The organism is Sphingomonas sp. BL-S-29, from assembly GCF_055521495.1.
Window position 1 is genome coordinate 4,644,232 of sequence record NZ_CM145482.1, and the last position, 15,799, is coordinate 4,660,030.

Annotated in this window: 15 protein-coding genes; 6 read left to right on the forward strand and 9 right to left on the reverse strand. The window is 67.6% G+C overall.

The features are described 5' to 3' along the window. Window positions 1–10 precede the first annotated feature (10 nt). Window positions 11–2,200 (reverse strand): penicillin acylase family protein, encoded by a 2,190-nt coding sequence (locus ACZ1I2_RS22165; protein WP_465175823.1) that lies wholly within the window; start codon window positions 2,198–2,200, stop codon window positions 11–13. Window positions 2,201–2,248: 48 nt separating this feature from the next. Here ACZ1I2_RS22165 and ACZ1I2_RS22170 point away from each other — a divergent pair, with 48 nt between their 5' ends. Further along, the gene (locus ACZ1I2_RS22170) at window positions 2,249–3,505 is read left to right on the forward strand and encodes a metal-dependent hydrolase family protein (protein WP_465175822.1); all 1,257 of its coding nucleotides are present in this window, start codon (window positions 2,249–2,251) and stop codon (window positions 3,503–3,505) included. Window positions 3,506–4,014: 509 nt separating this feature from the next. Here ACZ1I2_RS22170 and ACZ1I2_RS22175 read toward each other — a convergent pair. The 3 genes from ACZ1I2_RS22175 to ACZ1I2_RS22185 form a co-directional block, all read right to left on the reverse strand. After that, a complete protein-coding gene (locus tag ACZ1I2_RS22175; protein WP_465172024.1) occupies window positions 4,015–4,830 on the reverse strand; it encodes an alpha/beta hydrolase family protein in 816 nt (271 codons plus the stop codon). Between the two features lie 101 nt (window positions 4,831–4,931). Beyond that, entirely contained in the window at window positions 4,932–5,360 is a 429-nt protein-coding gene (locus ACZ1I2_RS22180) for a GlcG/HbpS family heme-binding protein (protein WP_465175821.1), read from the reverse strand. Between the two features lie 55 nt (window positions 5,361–5,415). Next, window positions 5,416–6,159 (reverse strand): glycine zipper domain-containing protein, encoded by a 744-nt coding sequence (locus ACZ1I2_RS22185; protein ID WP_465172022.1) that lies wholly within the window; start codon window positions 6,157–6,159, stop codon window positions 5,416–5,418. Window positions 6,160–6,485: 326 nt separating this feature from the next. On the opposite strand from ACZ1I2_RS22185, the gene ACZ1I2_RS22190 reads away from it, so the two are divergent. From ACZ1I2_RS22190 to ACZ1I2_RS22210, 5 genes are all read left to right on the forward strand, one after another. Next, window positions 6,486–7,646 (forward strand): aminotransferase class I/II-fold pyridoxal phosphate-dependent enzyme, encoded by a 1,161-nt coding sequence (locus tag ACZ1I2_RS22190; protein ID WP_465175820.1) that lies wholly within the window; start codon window positions 6,486–6,488, stop codon window positions 7,644–7,646. A gap of 20 nt (window positions 7,647–7,666) precedes the next feature. Further along, window positions 7,667–7,756, forward strand: coding sequence for a hypothetical protein (locus ACZ1I2_RS22195; protein WP_465181533.1), 90 nt, complete (start codon window positions 7,667–7,669; stop codon window positions 7,754–7,756). Window positions 7,757–7,771: 15 nt separating this feature from the next. Then, the gene (locus tag ACZ1I2_RS22200; protein ID WP_465175818.1) at window positions 7,772–8,173 is read left to right on the forward strand and encodes a GFA family protein; all 402 of its coding nucleotides are present in this window, start codon (window positions 7,772–7,774) and stop codon (window positions 8,171–8,173) included. A gap of 195 nt (window positions 8,174–8,368) precedes the next feature. Further along, window positions 8,369–8,815, forward strand: coding sequence for a hypothetical protein (locus ACZ1I2_RS22205; RefSeq protein ID WP_465175817.1), 447 nt, complete (start codon window positions 8,369–8,371; stop codon window positions 8,813–8,815). Between the two features lie 153 nt (window positions 8,816–8,968). After that, the gene (locus ACZ1I2_RS22210; protein WP_465175816.1) at window positions 8,969–10,552 is read left to right on the forward strand and encodes an ABC-F family ATP-binding cassette domain-containing protein; all 1,584 of its coding nucleotides are present in this window, start codon (window positions 8,969–8,971) and stop codon (window positions 10,550–10,552) included. 15 nt (window positions 10,553–10,567) lie between these two features. Here ACZ1I2_RS22210 and galE read toward each other — a convergent pair whose 3' ends face one another. The 5 genes from galE to ACZ1I2_RS22235 all read right to left on the reverse strand — a co-directional run bounded on the left by galE (window position 10,568) and on the right by ACZ1I2_RS22235 (window position 15,797). Then, entirely contained in the window at window positions 10,568–11,569 is a 1,002-nt protein-coding gene (gene galE / locus ACZ1I2_RS22215; protein WP_465175815.1) for a UDP-glucose 4-epimerase GalE, read from the reverse strand. A gap of 108 nt (window positions 11,570–11,677) precedes the next feature. After that, on the reverse strand, window positions 11,678–12,055 hold the full coding sequence (locus ACZ1I2_RS22220) for a hypothetical protein (protein WP_465172015.1): 378 nt from the start codon (window positions 12,053–12,055) through the stop codon (window positions 11,678–11,680). Between the two features lie 397 nt (window positions 12,056–12,452). Beyond that, window positions 12,453–13,694, reverse strand: a complete 1,242-nt coding sequence (locus ACZ1I2_RS22225; protein ID WP_465175814.1) for an NHL repeat-containing protein — start codon at window positions 13,692–13,694, stop codon at window positions 12,453–12,455. Between the two features lie 38 nt (window positions 13,695–13,732). Continuing rightward, window positions 13,733–14,914, reverse strand: coding sequence for a YncE family protein (locus tag ACZ1I2_RS22230; protein ID WP_465175813.1), 1,182 nt, complete (start codon window positions 14,912–14,914; stop codon window positions 13,733–13,735). Between the two features lie 13 nt (window positions 14,915–14,927). Continuing rightward, entirely contained in the window at window positions 14,928–15,797 is an 870-nt protein-coding gene (locus tag ACZ1I2_RS22235; RefSeq protein ID WP_465175812.1) for a cupin domain-containing protein, read from the reverse strand. Window positions 15,798–15,799 lie beyond the last annotated feature (2 nt).

The window sequence follows — 15,799 nt, forward strand, 5'->3', positions numbered from 1 at the left end:
ACACCGCGCCTTACTCCCCCGGCTGGTATTTCCGCTCCACATGGCCGGTGAGGTCCTGCGGGTAGAAATAGACCGGTCGGAGATTGCCGTCGGCGTAGCGTTGGGCCTGGTCGTTGAAATGGGGTGACGCGGGGTTGCCGCTTTCGCCGCCCGCGGTGACCGCCCAGGCCTTGAGGCGCGGGCCGAATTCCACCACCGCGACGAAGCTGTTGCCGCTGGTGCCGTAATAATTCTTCGTGTTCGGATACGCCTTCGCCCCATAGCTCGCCAGCGACCCCCATTGGCCGGAGACGAATGGCACGGCGATGCTCGGCTTTGAATCGTCGAACCGGGCGTCGATCGAATCGTCGAGGCGCTGGAAGCGGTTGATCCGGCCCCAGGCCACGCGCCAGTCGCCAAAGTCGCGGGTCAGGCGGTCGACCGCCTGGACGAGCGCGTCGAGCTTCGCCCCGGGCGTCACTTTCGCGCCGATATAGTCGGGCACGTTCATGCGCTCGGCACGGGCGAAGCCGCCGACATCCTTCCACAGCGTATCGCCCCAGAAGATGGCGAGCGAGGTCGGTTCGGACGCGGCGCTCCAGCGATAGTCCCAGCCCATGAGCGCGGCGATCGGCGCGGCGAGTTTGGCGCGGCGGGCGTCGCCTGCGGGAAGCGCCTGCCAGGCGGACACCAGTTGCGGGATCAGCTTGGCGAAGGCGGGGAGATAGGAGTCATAGGCTGCGGCGCGCAGCCCTTCGGGCGTGAAGCCGGTCTTGCCGGTCAGCAGCAGATCGGAATGGGTGCCGCGCGCATTCGGCCCGGCCTGATCCATATATCTGGGATAGTCGGCCGCCTTCGGGCTGTCGGGGCCGGCCGACTGCCAGGGCCAGTCGTTCGAGTTCTTCGCCCAGCCGACCGGGGGGTTGATCGCATTGGGCAGGGTCGCGATGGCATGCAGCCCCTTCCAGTCCGTCGCGGGATCAGACCCGTCGACCGCGCGGGTATAATCGAAGCTGTCGTTGCGGATCGGCACGAATTGCGGGTGAAGATAGGCGATCGCGCCCTTGCTGTCCGCGAACAGCGTGTCGTTCGAGCTGTTCGCCTGGCGCTCCGCCACCGCCATGTAGGAAGCGAGATCGGTCGTCTTGGTGCGCAGCCAGCTTTGTTCGAGCGCGGGGATCGGTTTCCACATCAGCGACATGGCGATCCATTTTCCGTCGCGCTTGGCGACGATCGGGCCATGATGCGTGCGCTGCACGGTGAAGGCGCGGGTGCCCATCGTGCCGTCGGGCTGGCGATAGGAAATCGAGATGCGGCTGCGCTCGACCGGACGCAGCTTGTCGCCATAGCGATAGGAGAGCTTGCCCGACTGGAACACGAAGGTCTCGGCGAACTCGTCGACATTGTCGACGCCCGAGGAGGTGTGCATCCACCCGGCGTTCGCGTTGAAGCCCTGATAGATGAAGAACTGCCCCCAGGTGGAGGCGCCATAGGCGTTGAGCCCCTCCCCGCTGGTCATCTGCAGTTCGGAACGGAAATAGAAGCTGGTGTGCGGGTTGATCAGCAGCAGGGCATGGCCGTCGGCGGTGTTCTTCGGCGCGATGGCGATGCCGTTGGAACCGCGCGGCTCGCGGGGGATGCGGCCCAGCTCCTCGTCGGTCATCGCGACCTGGCGCGTGCCGTAGAGGCTCTCCAGTTCCGACAGCGAGATACGCTCGATATCGCCGCCGATGCTGCCTTCGGTGAAGGAGAGCGCCATCCACGGCTCGAAGCGCGTCAGCACCTTGGGGTGGGTGTCAGGGTGCGTGGCGAGATAATAGTTCAAGCCATCGGCCCAGGCCCGCATCAGGGTGCGCAGCCAGGCCGGACTTGCCTTGTACTGCTTCTGGAGGTCGACCGGATCGACATAGAGGCGCTGGCGCAGATCGGCCCAGATCGCCTTCTCACCCTGTGCCTCGGCGGTGCGGCCGAGCGCGGTGAGGTAATTGGCCTCGACCCGGCTGAAATCGTCCTCCGCCTGCGCATAGATCGCGCCGAACACGGCATCGGCGTCGCTCTTGCCGACGACATGGGCGATGCCCCAATCGTCGCGCGTGATGGTGACGCGGGCGGCCTGGGCCTTCCAGCCGGCCTTCTCGTCCGGCGCCGCATGGGCGATGCCGGGGACGAGCAGGACAAGCGCGAGGAGCGGGTTGCGAAGGCGGCGGCTGAGTCTATCCATGCGACAAGGGCTATCCGGCGCATCGTGGCGCGGCAAGGAGAACGGGCGATGAAGTGGTTGCTGGCGCTGACCTTGTCGATCGCCGGGCCGGTAGCAGCGGCCGAGCCATCCATCCTGCTCCGCCCCGCGCAGGTGTTCGACGGCGTCGATCCGAAGCCGCATGCGGGCTGGGACGTGCTGATCGAGGGCGGCAAGATCGTCGCGGTCGGGCCGAATCTGACCGCGCCCGCCAGCGCGCGCACGATCGACCTGCCGGGCCAGACCCTGATGCCGGGCATGATCGAGGGGCACGGCCATCTGTTCCTGCATCCCTATAACGAGACGAGCTGGGACGATCAGGTGCTGCACGAGCCGCTGGCGCTGCGCACTGCGCGCGCCGTGGCGCAGGCACGCGCGACGCTGATGGCGGGCTTCACCAGCGAGCGCGATCTCGGCACCGAGGGGGCGGGCTATGCCGATGTCGGGCTGCGTCAGGCGATCGAGCAGGGCGTGGTACCGGGGCCGCGCCTGAGCGTGGCGACGCGCGCGATCGTCGCGCTCGGGGCGTACGGCCCCAAGGGGTTCGAGCCGGGCGTCGTCATCCCGCAGGGCGCCGAGGAAGTGAGCGGCGTCGACGGCATGGTCCGCGCGGTGCGCAGCCAGATCGCGGCGGGCGCCGATGTGGTGAAGCTGTACGCCGATTACCGCTGGGGACCGGGCGAGCAGAGCCGGGCGACCCTGTCGCTGGCCGAGATCACCGCGGCGACCGAGGCGGCGCATGACGCGGGGCGCACCGTCGCGGTCCATGCCTCGACCGCCGAGGGCATGCGCCGGGCGATCGCGGCGGGGGTCGATACGATCGAGCATGGTTATGGCGGCACGGCCGAGATCTTCAAGGCGATGGCGGCGAAGGGGATCGCGCTGTGCCCGACGCTCGCTGCCGCGGATGCGGTGGCGCGCTATCGCGGCTGGAACGGCGCCGATCCCGCGCCGGCCAGCGTGAGCGAGAGCCGGAAGTCCTTCGCGCTGGCTCGCTCGGCTGGTGTGCCGATGTGCATGGGCGGCGATGTCGGCGTGTTCGCACATGGCGAGAATGCGCGCGAGATGGAATTGATGGCCGCGGGCGGCATGCCGGCGGCGCAGGTGCTGATCGCCGCGACGTCGGGCAATGCGCGGGCCTTCCATCTCGACGGCAGGGTCGGTGCGGTGAAGCGGGGGCTGCTCGCCGATCTGATCGCGGTGGGTGGCGACCCGACCCGGGACGTGGCGGCAGTGCGCGACGTGCGGCTGGTGATCAAGGGCGGCGTGGTGGTGAAGGGGCCCTGAGGCAGGGGGCTGCGACCACAAGTAATGGTGTTGGAGTCGCACGGAAACCGCCCAGTATTCGTCGAATTTTGCGACCCACCTGCGAAGGGGCGGAATCGCGGCGCTATTATGCGCTTGCAGCGGGTTTAGTTGGGGCGGCTGACGCGGTGTTGGAAGCGCAAGAAACGCGTCGCGAAAAATCGCGCGAGCCGCATTTGACGAATAGTTGCCGAATTCCGCGAGGGGTATCGGGAGTTGTTCGCGCTCTTCTTGGGGATAGTTGGGGTCTGGAATCTCTACTGCCACAGGTTGCGTCTCTCTCGGGCTTCGGCGTGGAGCGCCGGGCGTGAGACGATAGCGGGCGGTGCGAGAGATTGAATCGGGGCGCTAGGCGCCCTCACCCTCTTCCCTTCCCCGGCGAAGGCCGGGGCCCAGTTGGGGGACGCACATGGCTGGCGCTGCGCATAGTTACATCAGCCTTCCCGACTGGGCCCCGGCCTCCGCCGGGGAAGAAGATAGGGGGAGTCCCCCTACTGGCCGAACGGGTACAGATGCACGGTTTCCGGCAACGTCACCTTCACCGTCGCGCCATCCCCGTCGAGCTTCGCCACGATCGCCCGGAGGATCATCGCCACAACAGCGCCATCGGGCGCATGGCCCGCATCCTTGATGACGAAGGCAGCGCCGGGCTTGTGCGCCGCGCCGGCCGCCTTGGCGAGTTGTTCCCCCATCTGCCACGGCACGGTGTCGTCGGCGGTGCCCTGGATGAGGTAGAGCGGCTCGTCGAGCTTCGGGATCGCGGCCACATTGTCATACTCTTTGGGCACGGCGGCGCGGAGGAGTTTCGACACCATGTCGCGCAGGCGGGTGAAGGCGCCGATGGTGACCAGCGCATCGACATGCTGGCGCGTGGCGAGCCCGAAGGCGACACCGCCGCCCAGGCTGTGGCCGACAATGATCAGCTTGCCGCTGCCCGCCAGGCTACGGGCGCGGGCGTAAAAGGCATCGGCGTCGGCGGCGAGGCCGGCTTCGCTCGCCTTGCCCGGGTTGCCGCTATATTCGCGGTACTCCGCGGCGACGATGCCATAGCCTTCGGCGATCAGCGGGGCATACCATTCCACCGACCGCATCGCGCTCGAGCCGTTGCCGTGGAAAGCGAGCAGGGTCGGCTTGCCGTCACGCGGGGCGATCTCGATGCCCTTGAGCGACAGGCCATCGGCGGTTTGCACCGTATCGATCGTCGCGGTGGCAGGCAGGCCGGCGGTGCTCAGCGGCGCCTTGGGGGCGGGATAGATGCGGCCATGGACCTGCGCTGTCGCCGGGGTGGCGATGAGAAGGGCGGACAAGATTGCGGGAATCAGCGCGAAAAACAGCCTTTGGCCAGCGAGACGGGTCACTACTAATCCTCCCCAACTGGACCCCGGCCTTCGCCGGGGAAGCAGACTGATTATGATTGCGCGGTCAGCCCCGCGGCGGCGATGCCGGCCAGGGCGCAGGCCTCGTCATTGTCCGAACTGTCGCCCGTGATCCCGACCGCGCCGATCGGCAGGCCTTCCCCGTCCACCACGATCACCCCGCCCGCCGCGGGAATGATGCCGTGCGTCGCCAGCGCGCCGAGCGACGCGACGAAGCTCGGCCGGTCCGCTGCCATCTCGCCGATCTTGCGGCTCGAGACGCCGAGGGCGAGCGCGCCGGCCGCCTTGCCCGAGGCGATCCTTTCGCGCAGGCTCGACGCGCGGTCCTGGCGCTGAAAGGCGATCATGTGGCCGCCCGCATCGAGCACCGACACGCTCAGCGGCTTGAGGCCGAGTTCGGCACCCCGGGCCAACGCCGCCTCGATGATCCTGTTGGCCTGTTGCAGGGTGATCCGGGACATGGGCGTTCCTATTCATTGGCGTTGGGCACGCCTTTAGAGGGGACGGCCCCGGCCGTCACCAGCGGCGATGGCGATAATAGCCCCGGCCATAGCCGCGATACTGATAGGGCCGGGCATAGCCGTAGTGGCGGTAATACCAGGCGTGATAGGGATAGGGCCGATAGCTCCAGCGGCCTTCATAATAGACCCAGGGCCGGTACCAGCCCGGCGCGGCGTAAGTATAAGGGCCGTCATAATAAAAGGCCGGCGCGTCGTTGCGCACGACGAAGCCGGGCGGGCAGCCGGGGCTGGTGTCGTAGCGGCTCTGGTCGCCGAGCGCGGCACCGCCGGCGGCACCCGCGACGCCGCCGATGATGGCGCCCGCGCCGCGATCGTGCCGGCCGGCGATGCTCGACCCGAGCAGCGCGCCGAACACGCCGCCGATCACTGCGCCGGCAGTGGAGTTGCTGCGGGCCTGGATGCAGTTCCTCGCCGACCAGTCCTCGGCATAGGCCTCGTAGCGGCGGTCCTGGTCGTACTGCGCCGCGTCGGCCTGATCCGCCACATAGCCGGGCGGCGGCGGGGGCGGTTCGGACCCGTCATAGCCGGGCGGCGGCGCGTCATCCTGCTCGTCATAGCCCTGTTCGGGCGGCGGCGGCGGATCCCGATAACCTTGCTGCTGTGGCGGCGGGTCGCGATAGCTCGTCTGGGGCGGTGGCGGCGGATAATCCTGGGCGGAGGCCATCGAGGCCGAGATCGGGGAGATCGCCGTCACCAGAGCGACCAGGGCACAGGCAGTTCGCCGAATCGACCGGGACATTCAACCACATCCTTTTCACCACAGCGCCAGCGCCGATGCGCCTTTTCGGGTGAATGATTGCTGACCGGATGCCCGCATGGCGAGGTTCGGGACGATCGCGCATTTCGCCCTTCTCCCCTCCCGCTTGCGGGAGGGCCTGTAAGAAGGAATGCACCGTTTGCGGACACGCCCTCCCCTAACCCAGCGGGCGGTCTGACGAGGTCAATCATGCCCCCAGCATGATTGAGGGATTGCCGGGGGCAATCCCGGCCTCGCCGGACCGCCAGCTCGCAAGCGGGAGGGGAATTGTAGATTGTGCCCGCCCGCCCAGGCGCTAAGCGGGCAGCATGTCAGCCGAGATCGATCCCTTCCACGCCATCGCCGTCAGCCGCCTGGCGCACCGCCTGTCGGCCGAGGGCCGGTCGGTGATCCATATGGAGTTCGGCCAGCCCTCGACCGGCGCGCCGGCCGCGGCGATCGCGACGGCGCAGCATGTGCTCGCGACCGACGGCATGGGCTATTGGGAGAGCATGCCGCTCAAGGCGCGGATCGCGCGTCATTATGACGAGGCCTATGGCGTGGCGATCGACCCCGAACAGGTGGTGCTGACCTGCGGGGCCTCGCCCGCTTTCGTGCTGGCGCTGTCCTGCCTGTTCGCGCCGGGCGACCGAGTGGCCTTCGCGCGGCCGGGTTATGTCGCCTATCGCAACACGGTGAAGGCACTTCACCTGGAGCCGGTCGAGATCGGCTGCGGCGAGGCGGAGCGGTTCCAGATCACAGCCGCCGCGATCGAGCGACTCGACCCGGCGCCGCAGGGGCTGATCCTCGCCAGCCCGGCCAACCCGACCGGGACGATCATCGCGGCGGACGAACTGGCGGCGATCGTCGCGGTGTGCCGCAGGCGGGGCATCCGCATCGTCTCGGACGAGATCTATCACGGGCTGAGCTATGTCGGCCCGGCGCGGTCGGTGTTGCAGGAGGATTCCGACGCGCTGATCGTCAACAGCTTCTCCAAATATTTCAGCATGGCCGGTTGGCGGCTCGGCTGGCTGGTGGTGCCGCCGGCGCTGATCGATGCGGCGCGGGCGCGGATGGGCAATCTGTTCCTGACGCCGCCGTCGCTGGCGCAGCATGCCGGCCTGGTCGCGTTCGATTGCCGCGACGAGCTGGAGGGCCATGTCGAGAGCTATGCGCGCAACCGCGACCTGTTGCTCGCCGCCCTGCCCGCGCTCGGGCTGAAGCGGATCGCGCCGCCGGACGGGGCCTTTTATATCTGGGCCGATATCGGCCACCTGACCGATGACAGCATGGACTTCTGCGTGCGCCTGCTGGCCGAGACCGGGGTGGCGACGGCGCCGGGGATCGATTTCGATCCGGTGGAGGGGCGGCGGTTCATGCGGTTCAGCTTCGCGGTGTCGACCGACCGGGTCGAGGAGGCGCTGCGGCGGATCGAGCCGTGGTTCGCGGCGCAGGTGGGCGCCAGCGCTGGTGTGGCCAGCCTGAGCTAACCTATATGGCGTTGTTCGCGATGATCGGGAACGATGATGGCGGAGACGGTGAATCGACCTTCGCCGCGCCCGATCTGCGCGGCAAGGTGATCGTCGGCCCGGCCGGCTGACCATAGGAGCAGAGCATGACCGACGAGAGGATCGCCCAGTGCATGTGCGGTGCCCTGAGCGCGACCTGCCGCGGGGAGCCGGTGCGCGTTTCCATCTGCCATTGCCTTGACTGCAAGCGGCGGAGCGGCAGCGCGTTCGCGTATACCGCGACCTATGACGCAGCCCAGGTCTCGACGCATGGAGAGCATGGCACCTATCGCCGGACCGGCGACGAGGGCCGCTGGGCGGATTTCCATTTCTGCCGCGGGTGCGGGACATCGGTATTCTACGAGATCGAGGTGCGGCCGGGCATGGTCTCCGTGCCGGCGGGCGGCTTTGCCGACCGGGATTTCCCCGAGCCGTTCGTCGAGGTTTTCGCAGAGCGGCGGCCGGATTGGTGCGTCATCCGCCCGACGGGGTCGCTGGCGGAAGAGTGACCATACCCGAGGGAGCGAAGTGCTGAAATTCGCGGGTCGCCTGGCGATCGACGGGCATGGGAGCTATGCGGAGGGTGTCGCCAATCCTACCGGGGCCCGCGGCGGATAGCGTGCCGCTTCCGCCCTTCCTGCCGGATGCTGTCGCATGGTAGGGAAATCCGCTACCGCGTCGGAACGGAACAGGACCGATCACCGATGCTGAGCCAGCCCGAACAGGCCATACAGAATCTGGAAGAGGCGCGCGGCCTGCGCGCCGCCGGTACGCCTTATCGCGAGATCCGTCGCCGGCTCGGACTCAGCGCCGGCCAGCTCGGCCATATTCGCCGGGCGCTGAAGCGCGAAAAGGGCGCGCGCACCCGGCTGCGTTCGACCAGCCCGGAGTCGACCGACCGCGACCTGCCGGTCAGCCAATCCGTCCTGCCTCCCGGCTTGCGGCAAAGGCTGACCGCATCGGGATACCGAACGCTCGGCGACCTAGCGGACAGGCTGGCCGATCCCGACTTTCCCGGCCTGGAGACGATGCCCGGCATCGGCCCGCACCGGGCGCGGCTGTTGAAAGGGCTGCTGGATCATTTCGGCCTGCTCCCTGGCCCGAGTGACTTAAAGGCCGACATCGAGCGGCTTTTCCCGGAGTTCCGATAGGGCGACCGATACAAGGGGGCTTCTTGCAACGCGCCGCCACCGCCTTTACCTCAAGCCTATCAGGCCGCTGACACCGGCCCTCCGACCGGATGTGCGCCACGACCTTGTCCCCGACCGCAACGCCAGTTCGCCTTGCCCTCGGGGACCTTCATCATGCCTGCCATATCCATTTCCCATCTTTCCTGGTCGACGCCTGACAATCGTCCGGTCCTGACCGATCTCGACCTGAGCTTCGGTGCCGAGCGCGCCGGGCTGGTCGGGCGCAACGGCGTGGGCAAGTCCACGCTGCTCAGGCTGATCGCCGGGCAAATACCGGTCCAGTCGGGCCGCATCTCGGTCAGCGGCACGATCGGTGTGCTGCGCCAGACCGTGCAGCTCTCCGGCGAGACGGTCGCGGACCTGTTCGGTGCGACCGAAGCGCTCGCGCTGCTACGCCGTGCTGAACAGGGAATCGCCCGCATCGACGAGCTGGGCGAGGCCGACTGGACGCTGGAGGATCGCATCGCCGCGGCACTCGGCCGGGTCGGACTCGATACCGGGCCGGATACGGCGCTGACCGCGCTGTCCGGCGGGCAGCGCACGCGCGCGAGTCTGGCCGGCGCGATCTTCTCGGAACCCGATTTCCTGCTGCTCGACGAGCCGACCAACAATCTCGACCGGGAGGGGCGCGACGCGGTGATCGGCCTGCTCGCCGGGTGGCGGGCGGGGGCGATCGTCGTCAGCCATGACCGCGCGCTGCTCGAAACGATGGACGCGATCGTCGAGATGACCGGCCTGGGCGCGACGCGCTATGGCGGCAACTGGAGCCGCTATCGCGAACGCAAGGCGATCGAGCTGGCGGCGGCGGAACGCGACCTGGCCGAGGCCGAGCGCCACGTGACCGAAGTGGCGCGGGGCGCGCAGGAGACGGCCGAGCGCAAGGCACGCAAGGACGGTGCGGGCAAACGCAAGGGCGCGAAGGGCGACATGCCGCGCATCCTGATCGGCGCGCGCAAGGACCGGGCCGAGGATAGCGGCGGCGAGAACCGGCGGCTGGCGGCGCGGCAAAGGACCCAGGCCGCCGAGGCCGCGACGGCGGCGCGCGAGCGGGTGGAGGTGCTGCAGCCCTTTTTGGTCACGCTCGCCCCGACCGGGCTGCCGGCGAACCGGATCGTGCTGGAAATCGATCGCGTGACGGCGGGATATGCGCCGGGCAACCCGGTACTGCGCGACCAGTCGCTGACGATCAGCGGGCCGGAGTGGGTCGCGCTGACCGGGCCGAACGGATCGGGCAAGACGACCCTGCTCGCGCTGATCACCGGCACGCTGCAGCCGTGGCGCGGGACGGTGCGGGTGCCGGTCGATCTGGCGATGCTCGACCAGCGGGTGAGCCTGCTCGATCCGGACAGGTCGATCCGCGACAATTATGCGCGGATCAACCGATCGACCGACGAGAATGCGTGCCGGGCGGCGCTTGCCCGGTTCATGTTCCGGGCGGAGGCGGCGTTGCAGATCGTCTCGACGCTCAGCGGCGGACAGATGCTGCGCGCCGGGCTCGCCTGTGTGCTGGGCGGTCCGAAGCCCCCTTCCCTGCTGATCCTGGACGAACCGACCAACCATCTCGACCTGGAGTCGATCGAGGCGGTGGAGGCCGGATTACGCGCTTATGACGGCGCGCTGCTGGTGGTGAGCCATGACGACGCCTTTCTCGAGGCGATCGGCATCACGCGGTGGGTCGAACCGGGCGGACCGTCCTGACGCGCGGCGGCGGCGCTATTGCTGGCCGCGCTGTTCCAGCAAGCGCTCCCAGGCGAGCGCATCCTTCACGATCGTGTCGAGATCGTCGAGCGCCGGCTTCCAGTCGAGCGTGGCGAGGATCGCGCGGTTGTCGGCGACCAGTTCCGCCGGGTCGCCGGGGCGGCGGCCTTCGAGGCGGCGCTCGATCTTCATGTTGGTGACGCGGTCGACCGCATCGAGCACCTGCTGCACCGAGAAGCCGCGGCCATAGCCGGCGTTGAGGAAATGATTGCGCCCCGGCTCGGCGATAAGCAGGTCGAGCGCGGCGACATGCGCCGCCGCAAGATCGCTGACATGGATATAATCGCGCACGCCAGTCCCATCGGGCGTGGCGAAATCGGTGCCGAACACCGAGACCCCGTCGCGCTTGCCGGTCGCCGCCTCGACCGCGACCTTGATGAGATGGGTGGCGCCCGCGGTCGACTGGCCGCTGCGGCCCTTCGGGTCCGCGCCGGCGACGTTGAAATAGCGCAGCGCCGCGAAATTGATCGGGTGCGCGGCGGCGACGTCGCGCAACATCGCCTCGGTCATCAGCTTCGACATGCCATAGGGATTGATCGGCGATTGCGGATCGCCCTCGGCGATCGGCACTTTTTCGGGTGTGCCATAGGTCGCTGCGGTCGAGGAGAAGATGAAGTGGCGCACGCCGCACACCACCGCGCTTTCGAGCAGCGCGCGGCTGGCCGCGGTGTTGTTGCGATAATATTTGAGCGGATCGCTGACCGATTCGGGCACCACGACCGAGCCGGCGAAATGCATCACGGCGCGCACGTCATGCGCGCGCATCGCCGCGCGGACCGGGCCGTCCTCCTCGATACCGGCCCGGACCAGGGTGGCGCGGGGATCGACCGCCCAGTCGAAACCGGTGACGAGATTGTCGACGACCACCACGCGGTGTCCGGCGTCGAGCAGGGCGAGGACCGCGTGGCTCCCGATATAGCCTGCTCCACCCGTTACCAGCACCGCACCGTTCAGCATCATGATCTCCCGCAAGGACGGAAAATCGTTAGGGCCTGCCTCCGACCTCCGCAACATCAGGAGGCTGGAGGCAGGCCCTTGGTGCGACCCGACTTTGTTAGTGCGCGCTCAGCAGCGGGCGAGGAAATCCTCCATCGCCTCATAGGCGGTGGTGGTCAGGCGGAGATAGGAGCGTCGGCCGTCATAAGGATCGGCCTCCCGGACGACCAGCGAGCGCTCGATCAGCAGCTTGACCCAGCGCAGGCCGGTCGACATCGGCTTGCCCGAGCCGATCGCGGCGCTCGTCACCGAGACGCGCTTGCCGCTGGCCTGGGCGATGTAGAGATCGAGCATCAGGTCCCAGCCCGGATCGCCGAACAGCTCGTTGCCGAGCACTTCGTCGCGCAGACGGCGCTGGTTGTGAATGTGGCGCGCCTTTTCGATCAGACCGAATTCGGTACGCAGGCCGACCCGCATATGAGCGATCGGCAATTCCTGGATCAGCATATTGTTTTTCCCCGCTCCCCGGCGACCCGTCAACTATAAGGAACAATGCGGGAATACACGTTATGCCAAAGCCGGAACACCGTGTTCCACGGGGACATGTCATTCCCCTGGCGTGCGCCGGGCGTGAGGACGGGAAATCGGGCGCGGAAATAACGAAAATTGGCGGTAATAATCGGTGGAATTCCGCCATTTATTCAATATTGGCGCGGTAAATGCCGATACCGGGATGCGCCATCCCCGATGGTCGGGTGCGGTGGAACACCCAGGATGGAACACCTTCCGGGCAATGTGGAACACCGCGGGAGGCTGTTTGGAACACCTTCCGGCCGGGTGTTCCACGGGCCGGCGGCCTTGCCGGTCCGCCCGCGCCGCGCGCGGACGGACCGGCCCAGCCGCTTTACTTCGCGATGCGGGTCACGCGGCCGACGCTGGTGTCGCCCGCCCACATGTTGTTCTGCTTGTCGAACACCCAATAGCTCGCCTCGATGAACTGGCCCTTGCCGATGCCCATGCCGTTGCCGGTGGCGCCGACGACCTTGCCGGTCTTGCGATCGAGCTTGAGGAACTGGCCGTCCTGGCCGCTCGCCATCCAGGGTTCGCCATTATGGTCGAACTGGATCGCGCAGACCAGATTCTCGGTCGCGATCTGGCGGAGATACTCGCCTTTGCTATTGAAGATGATGATGCGGTAATCCTCGCGGTCGCCGACCCAGACATCGCCGGTCCTGGGATCGACGCCCAGCCCGTGCGCGTTCTGGAACTTGCCGCGGCCGGTGTTGTGGCCGAACCACTGGCCGATATAATTGCCGGCCTTGTCGAGGTGAAGGACGCGGGCCGCGCCGATATTGTTGGTGGGATCGTCCGAATCCACCACGTTCGGGCTTTCGTTGCCATGGCCCTGCGCGATGTACATGTCGCCATTGGGGCCGAAGGCGATCATCACCGGCTCCCACAGCAGCCGCTGGCCCTTGCCTTCGTCCCAGTCGCCCGGATGGCCGGAGGTCCCGATCGTCTGGAGCAGCTTGCCGTCCGGGCTGACCTTCTTGACCGTCGCATTGGCGGTATCGATGACATAGACATTGTCCTCGGCATCGATCGCCATGCCATGCGCCTTGTCGGCATGGCCGATCACGTCGTCACCGACCGTCATGGTCAGCTTGCCGGCGGGCGAATAGCGCATCAGCTGCGGGCTGCCGGCGGGCTTGCGCTGGAACACCCAGAGATTGTTCTTCGAATCGAGCGCGACCGCCGGCACGCCGCCAATGCCCGGCGGCAGCTGGATCGGATAGCTGAACTTGTAGCCGAGCTTCTGTTCCCACTGGACACGCTGCAGCTGGCCGCGCTGCGGGCCGTTGCGGTTCTGGCAGGCGGTCGAGTGCCGGCAGCCCTGGATCGTGTTGGGCCGCGCGCCCGCCGCGAAGGGCGCCCCCTCCGGCCGCGGCAGCACCGTCACCACGCCGTTCGCGTCGACCGAGGTGCGGCCGCCCGGATCGGGGGCGGACCCTTGCAGGAACCAGGCCGGCGTCGCGCCGTCGGCCGGGCCCCGGGTCGGCGGCACGGTCTGCGCAAACGCACCCGTGACGAGCAGGATGGCGCCAAGCGTCGCGCTGGCGATCACGGGCAGGGTAGGTCGGATCATGTCACTCTCCTGGGTAGAAACGGGTGTTGACGAAAGATTTAGCGGCTTTGCGCGGTGCTGATCGCGCCGGGGCGGGTATCGAACTTCAGGGTGGCTCCCATATCCCGCTTCAGCGACGTGCCGTCGAAGCGATACACCTCGATCTCGCGTGCGACGGCGCCCTGCAATAGGATTGTTCGGCTATCCTTGCTCCAGGTCGCGCCCTGCCCCCATTGGCCGGTCTGCGCCTGGGCGACGAGCGTCAGCATGGGGCCGTTCAGGCGATAGACCTGCAACAGGCCGAACGGGCTGAACTGCGCCGAGGTCGGGTTGGCGGAGGAGCCGTTGACCACCGTCACCTCGAGATAGCGCCCGTCAGGCGAGATCGCGACATGCTCGGGGGTCGGGCCGACCTCGACCCGGTTGACGACCTTGTCGGTCTTGAGGTCGATCACGCTGACCGTGCCGATCCGCGGTCCGCGCTGCGGCGGCGTGCCCTCGGGCGGGAGCGTGCCGAGCAGGTTGGTGTTATAGGCGTAGCGCCCGTCGCGGCTGAACACCGATGCGTAGGGGTTGCCGCCGGTCGCATACATCGTGCCGGTGTCGGTGACCTTGGTGCCGTCGATCGCGAGGCGCCAGATGCCGTTGCCGCGCCGCTGCGTGACGAGCGCGGTCTTGCCGTCGGGCGAGATCGCGACGTCGACCGGCCCGGCCCTGGCGTCGAGCTGAAGCTTGCCGACGAGCGTCAGCGTCTTGTTCGCGATCGAATAGACCGAGATCGTCCCCTCCCCCGTCGCCGCGACCAGCGCGAGCGTGCCCGCGCGGTTGATCGCCACGCCCGAGGCGCCGTCGCCGGCCTTGATCGTCTGGATCACCCTGGGATTGGTCGGGTCCTTCAGGTCGATGACCGAGACGGTGTCGTCGAGGACAAACTTCGAATTGTCGGCCGGATCGAACTTCTGGCCGTTGGTGACGATCGCGAAGCTCGCATCGCGGGCGACGCCGACGATGGTCGGCGGGCCGATCATGCTCACCGGCACCTCGACCTTGCCGATCACCCTGGGCGGATAGCTGTTCAGGTCGATGACGGTGACATTGTCGGGCTTCACGTCGCCCGGCTTCTGGCCGAGGCGGGGCTGCTTGCCGTCATTGGCGGAGATCGCGAGCTGCGCGCGCGCGCCGCTCGCACCAAGGCCGAGCGCGAGCCCGGCCAGAGTCAGTGCGATGGAAGGTCGTTTCATCATTTCGGCTCCATCACTTGGGCGGGGGCATGTTGGAGCGCACGGCGAGGATGCGCGCCGGTTTCGGGCTGGGCGCCTTGTCGTTGTAGAAACCGACCGTCGTATTCGCCCGGTAGTAATAAGCGTCGCCGGGTTTCGCCGGGAACTTGCCCTCGATCCCGTCCATCCCGCTGCCCGCGACCATCTGCCCCTTGCCGTCGAGCATGAGGTAGATCTCCTCCTGCGTCTCGTGATGGTGCGGGAAGTTGGTGGCGCCGGGCGCGAACTCCATGACGAACAGGCTGATCATGACATGCCCGGTCGAGAGCTTGTCGCGCGTGCTCTTGGTGTCGCCCATCATCAGCCGGTAGAGCGTGTCGAGCGGATGGCCGCCGACATTGACCAGGGGCACATCGGCGATGTTCGCGATCTTCAGCGTGTCGGGGATGGTCAGCGGCATCGCCTCGGGGATCCTGAAGCCCATGAAGGCGGCCTTCACGCCCTTTGGCCCGCCGTTCAGGCCGAACGCGACGGTCGGCGGCAGATAGAGGAAATCCTCCTTCTTCACCGGGAAGGTCTTGCCGCCGTACGAGATGGTGCCCTCGCCATCGAGGATCACGAACATATGCTCCTCGCGCGGATAGCGGACGAGGCTGCTCCTGCCGTTCGGATCGACGCTGAGCTCGCCGAAGCGGCTCATCGCGCGGAGCAGCTTGGCGTTGGCATCGCCCTCCCCGAACAGCGCCTTATAATGCGCGGTGGGGCTGCTGATCGGCACCGTCACCGGCTTCACATCCGGCACGAAGCGGTGGAGGAAGGTCGGATCGACGGTGCGATGGGGATCGGTCTGCGAGACCGCCGGCGTCGCGCACAACAGCAATAGTGGAACCCAGATCTTCTTCATGA

Coding starts and splice junctions, on each gene's coding strand:
- galE (WP_465175815.1), bottom strand. CDS start 11,569: ATGCTGAACGGTGCGGTGCTGGTAACGGGTGGAGCAGGCTATATCGGG.
- ACZ1I2_RS22180 (WP_465175821.1), bottom strand. CDS start 5,360: ATGTCCCGGATCACCCTGCAACAGGCCAACAGGATCATCGAGGCGGCG.
- ACZ1I2_RS22220 (WP_465172015.1), bottom strand. CDS start 12,055: ATGCTGATCCAGGAATTGCCGATCGCTCATATGCGGGTCGGCCTGCGT.
- ACZ1I2_RS22210 (WP_465175816.1), top strand. CDS start 8,969: ATGCCTGCCATATCCATTTCCCATCTTTCCTGGTCGACGCCTGACAAT.
- ACZ1I2_RS22165 (WP_465175823.1), bottom strand. CDS start 2,200: ATGGATAGACTCAGCCGCCGCCTTCGCAACCCGCTCCTCGCGCTTGTC.
- ACZ1I2_RS22185 (WP_465172022.1), bottom strand. CDS start 6,159: ATGTCCCGGTCGATTCGGCGAACTGCCTGTGCCCTGGTCGCTCTGGTG.
- ACZ1I2_RS22170 (WP_465175822.1), top strand. CDS start 2,249: ATGAAGTGGTTGCTGGCGCTGACCTTGTCGATCGCCGGGCCGGTAGCA.
- ACZ1I2_RS22230 (WP_465175813.1), bottom strand. CDS start 14,914: ATGAAACGACCTTCCATCGCACTGACTCTGGCCGGGCTCGCGCTCGGC.
- ACZ1I2_RS22235 (WP_465175812.1), bottom strand. CDS start 15,797: ATGAAGAAGATCTGGGTTCCACTATTGCTGTTGTGCGCGACGCCGGCG.
- ACZ1I2_RS22205 (WP_465175817.1), top strand. CDS start 8,369: ATGCTGAGCCAGCCCGAACAGGCCATACAGAATCTGGAAGAGGCGCGC.
- ACZ1I2_RS22195 (WP_465181533.1), top strand. CDS start 7,667: ATGATCGGGAACGATGATGGCGGAGACGGTGAATCGACCTTCGCCGCG.
- ACZ1I2_RS22225 (WP_465175814.1), bottom strand. CDS start 13,694: ATGATCCGACCTACCCTGCCCGTGATCGCCAGCGCGACGCTTGGCGCC.
- ACZ1I2_RS22200 (WP_465175818.1), top strand. CDS start 7,772: ATGACCGACGAGAGGATCGCCCAGTGCATGTGCGGTGCCCTGAGCGCG.
- ACZ1I2_RS22190 (WP_465175820.1), top strand. CDS start 6,486: ATGTCAGCCGAGATCGATCCCTTCCACGCCATCGCCGTCAGCCGCCTG.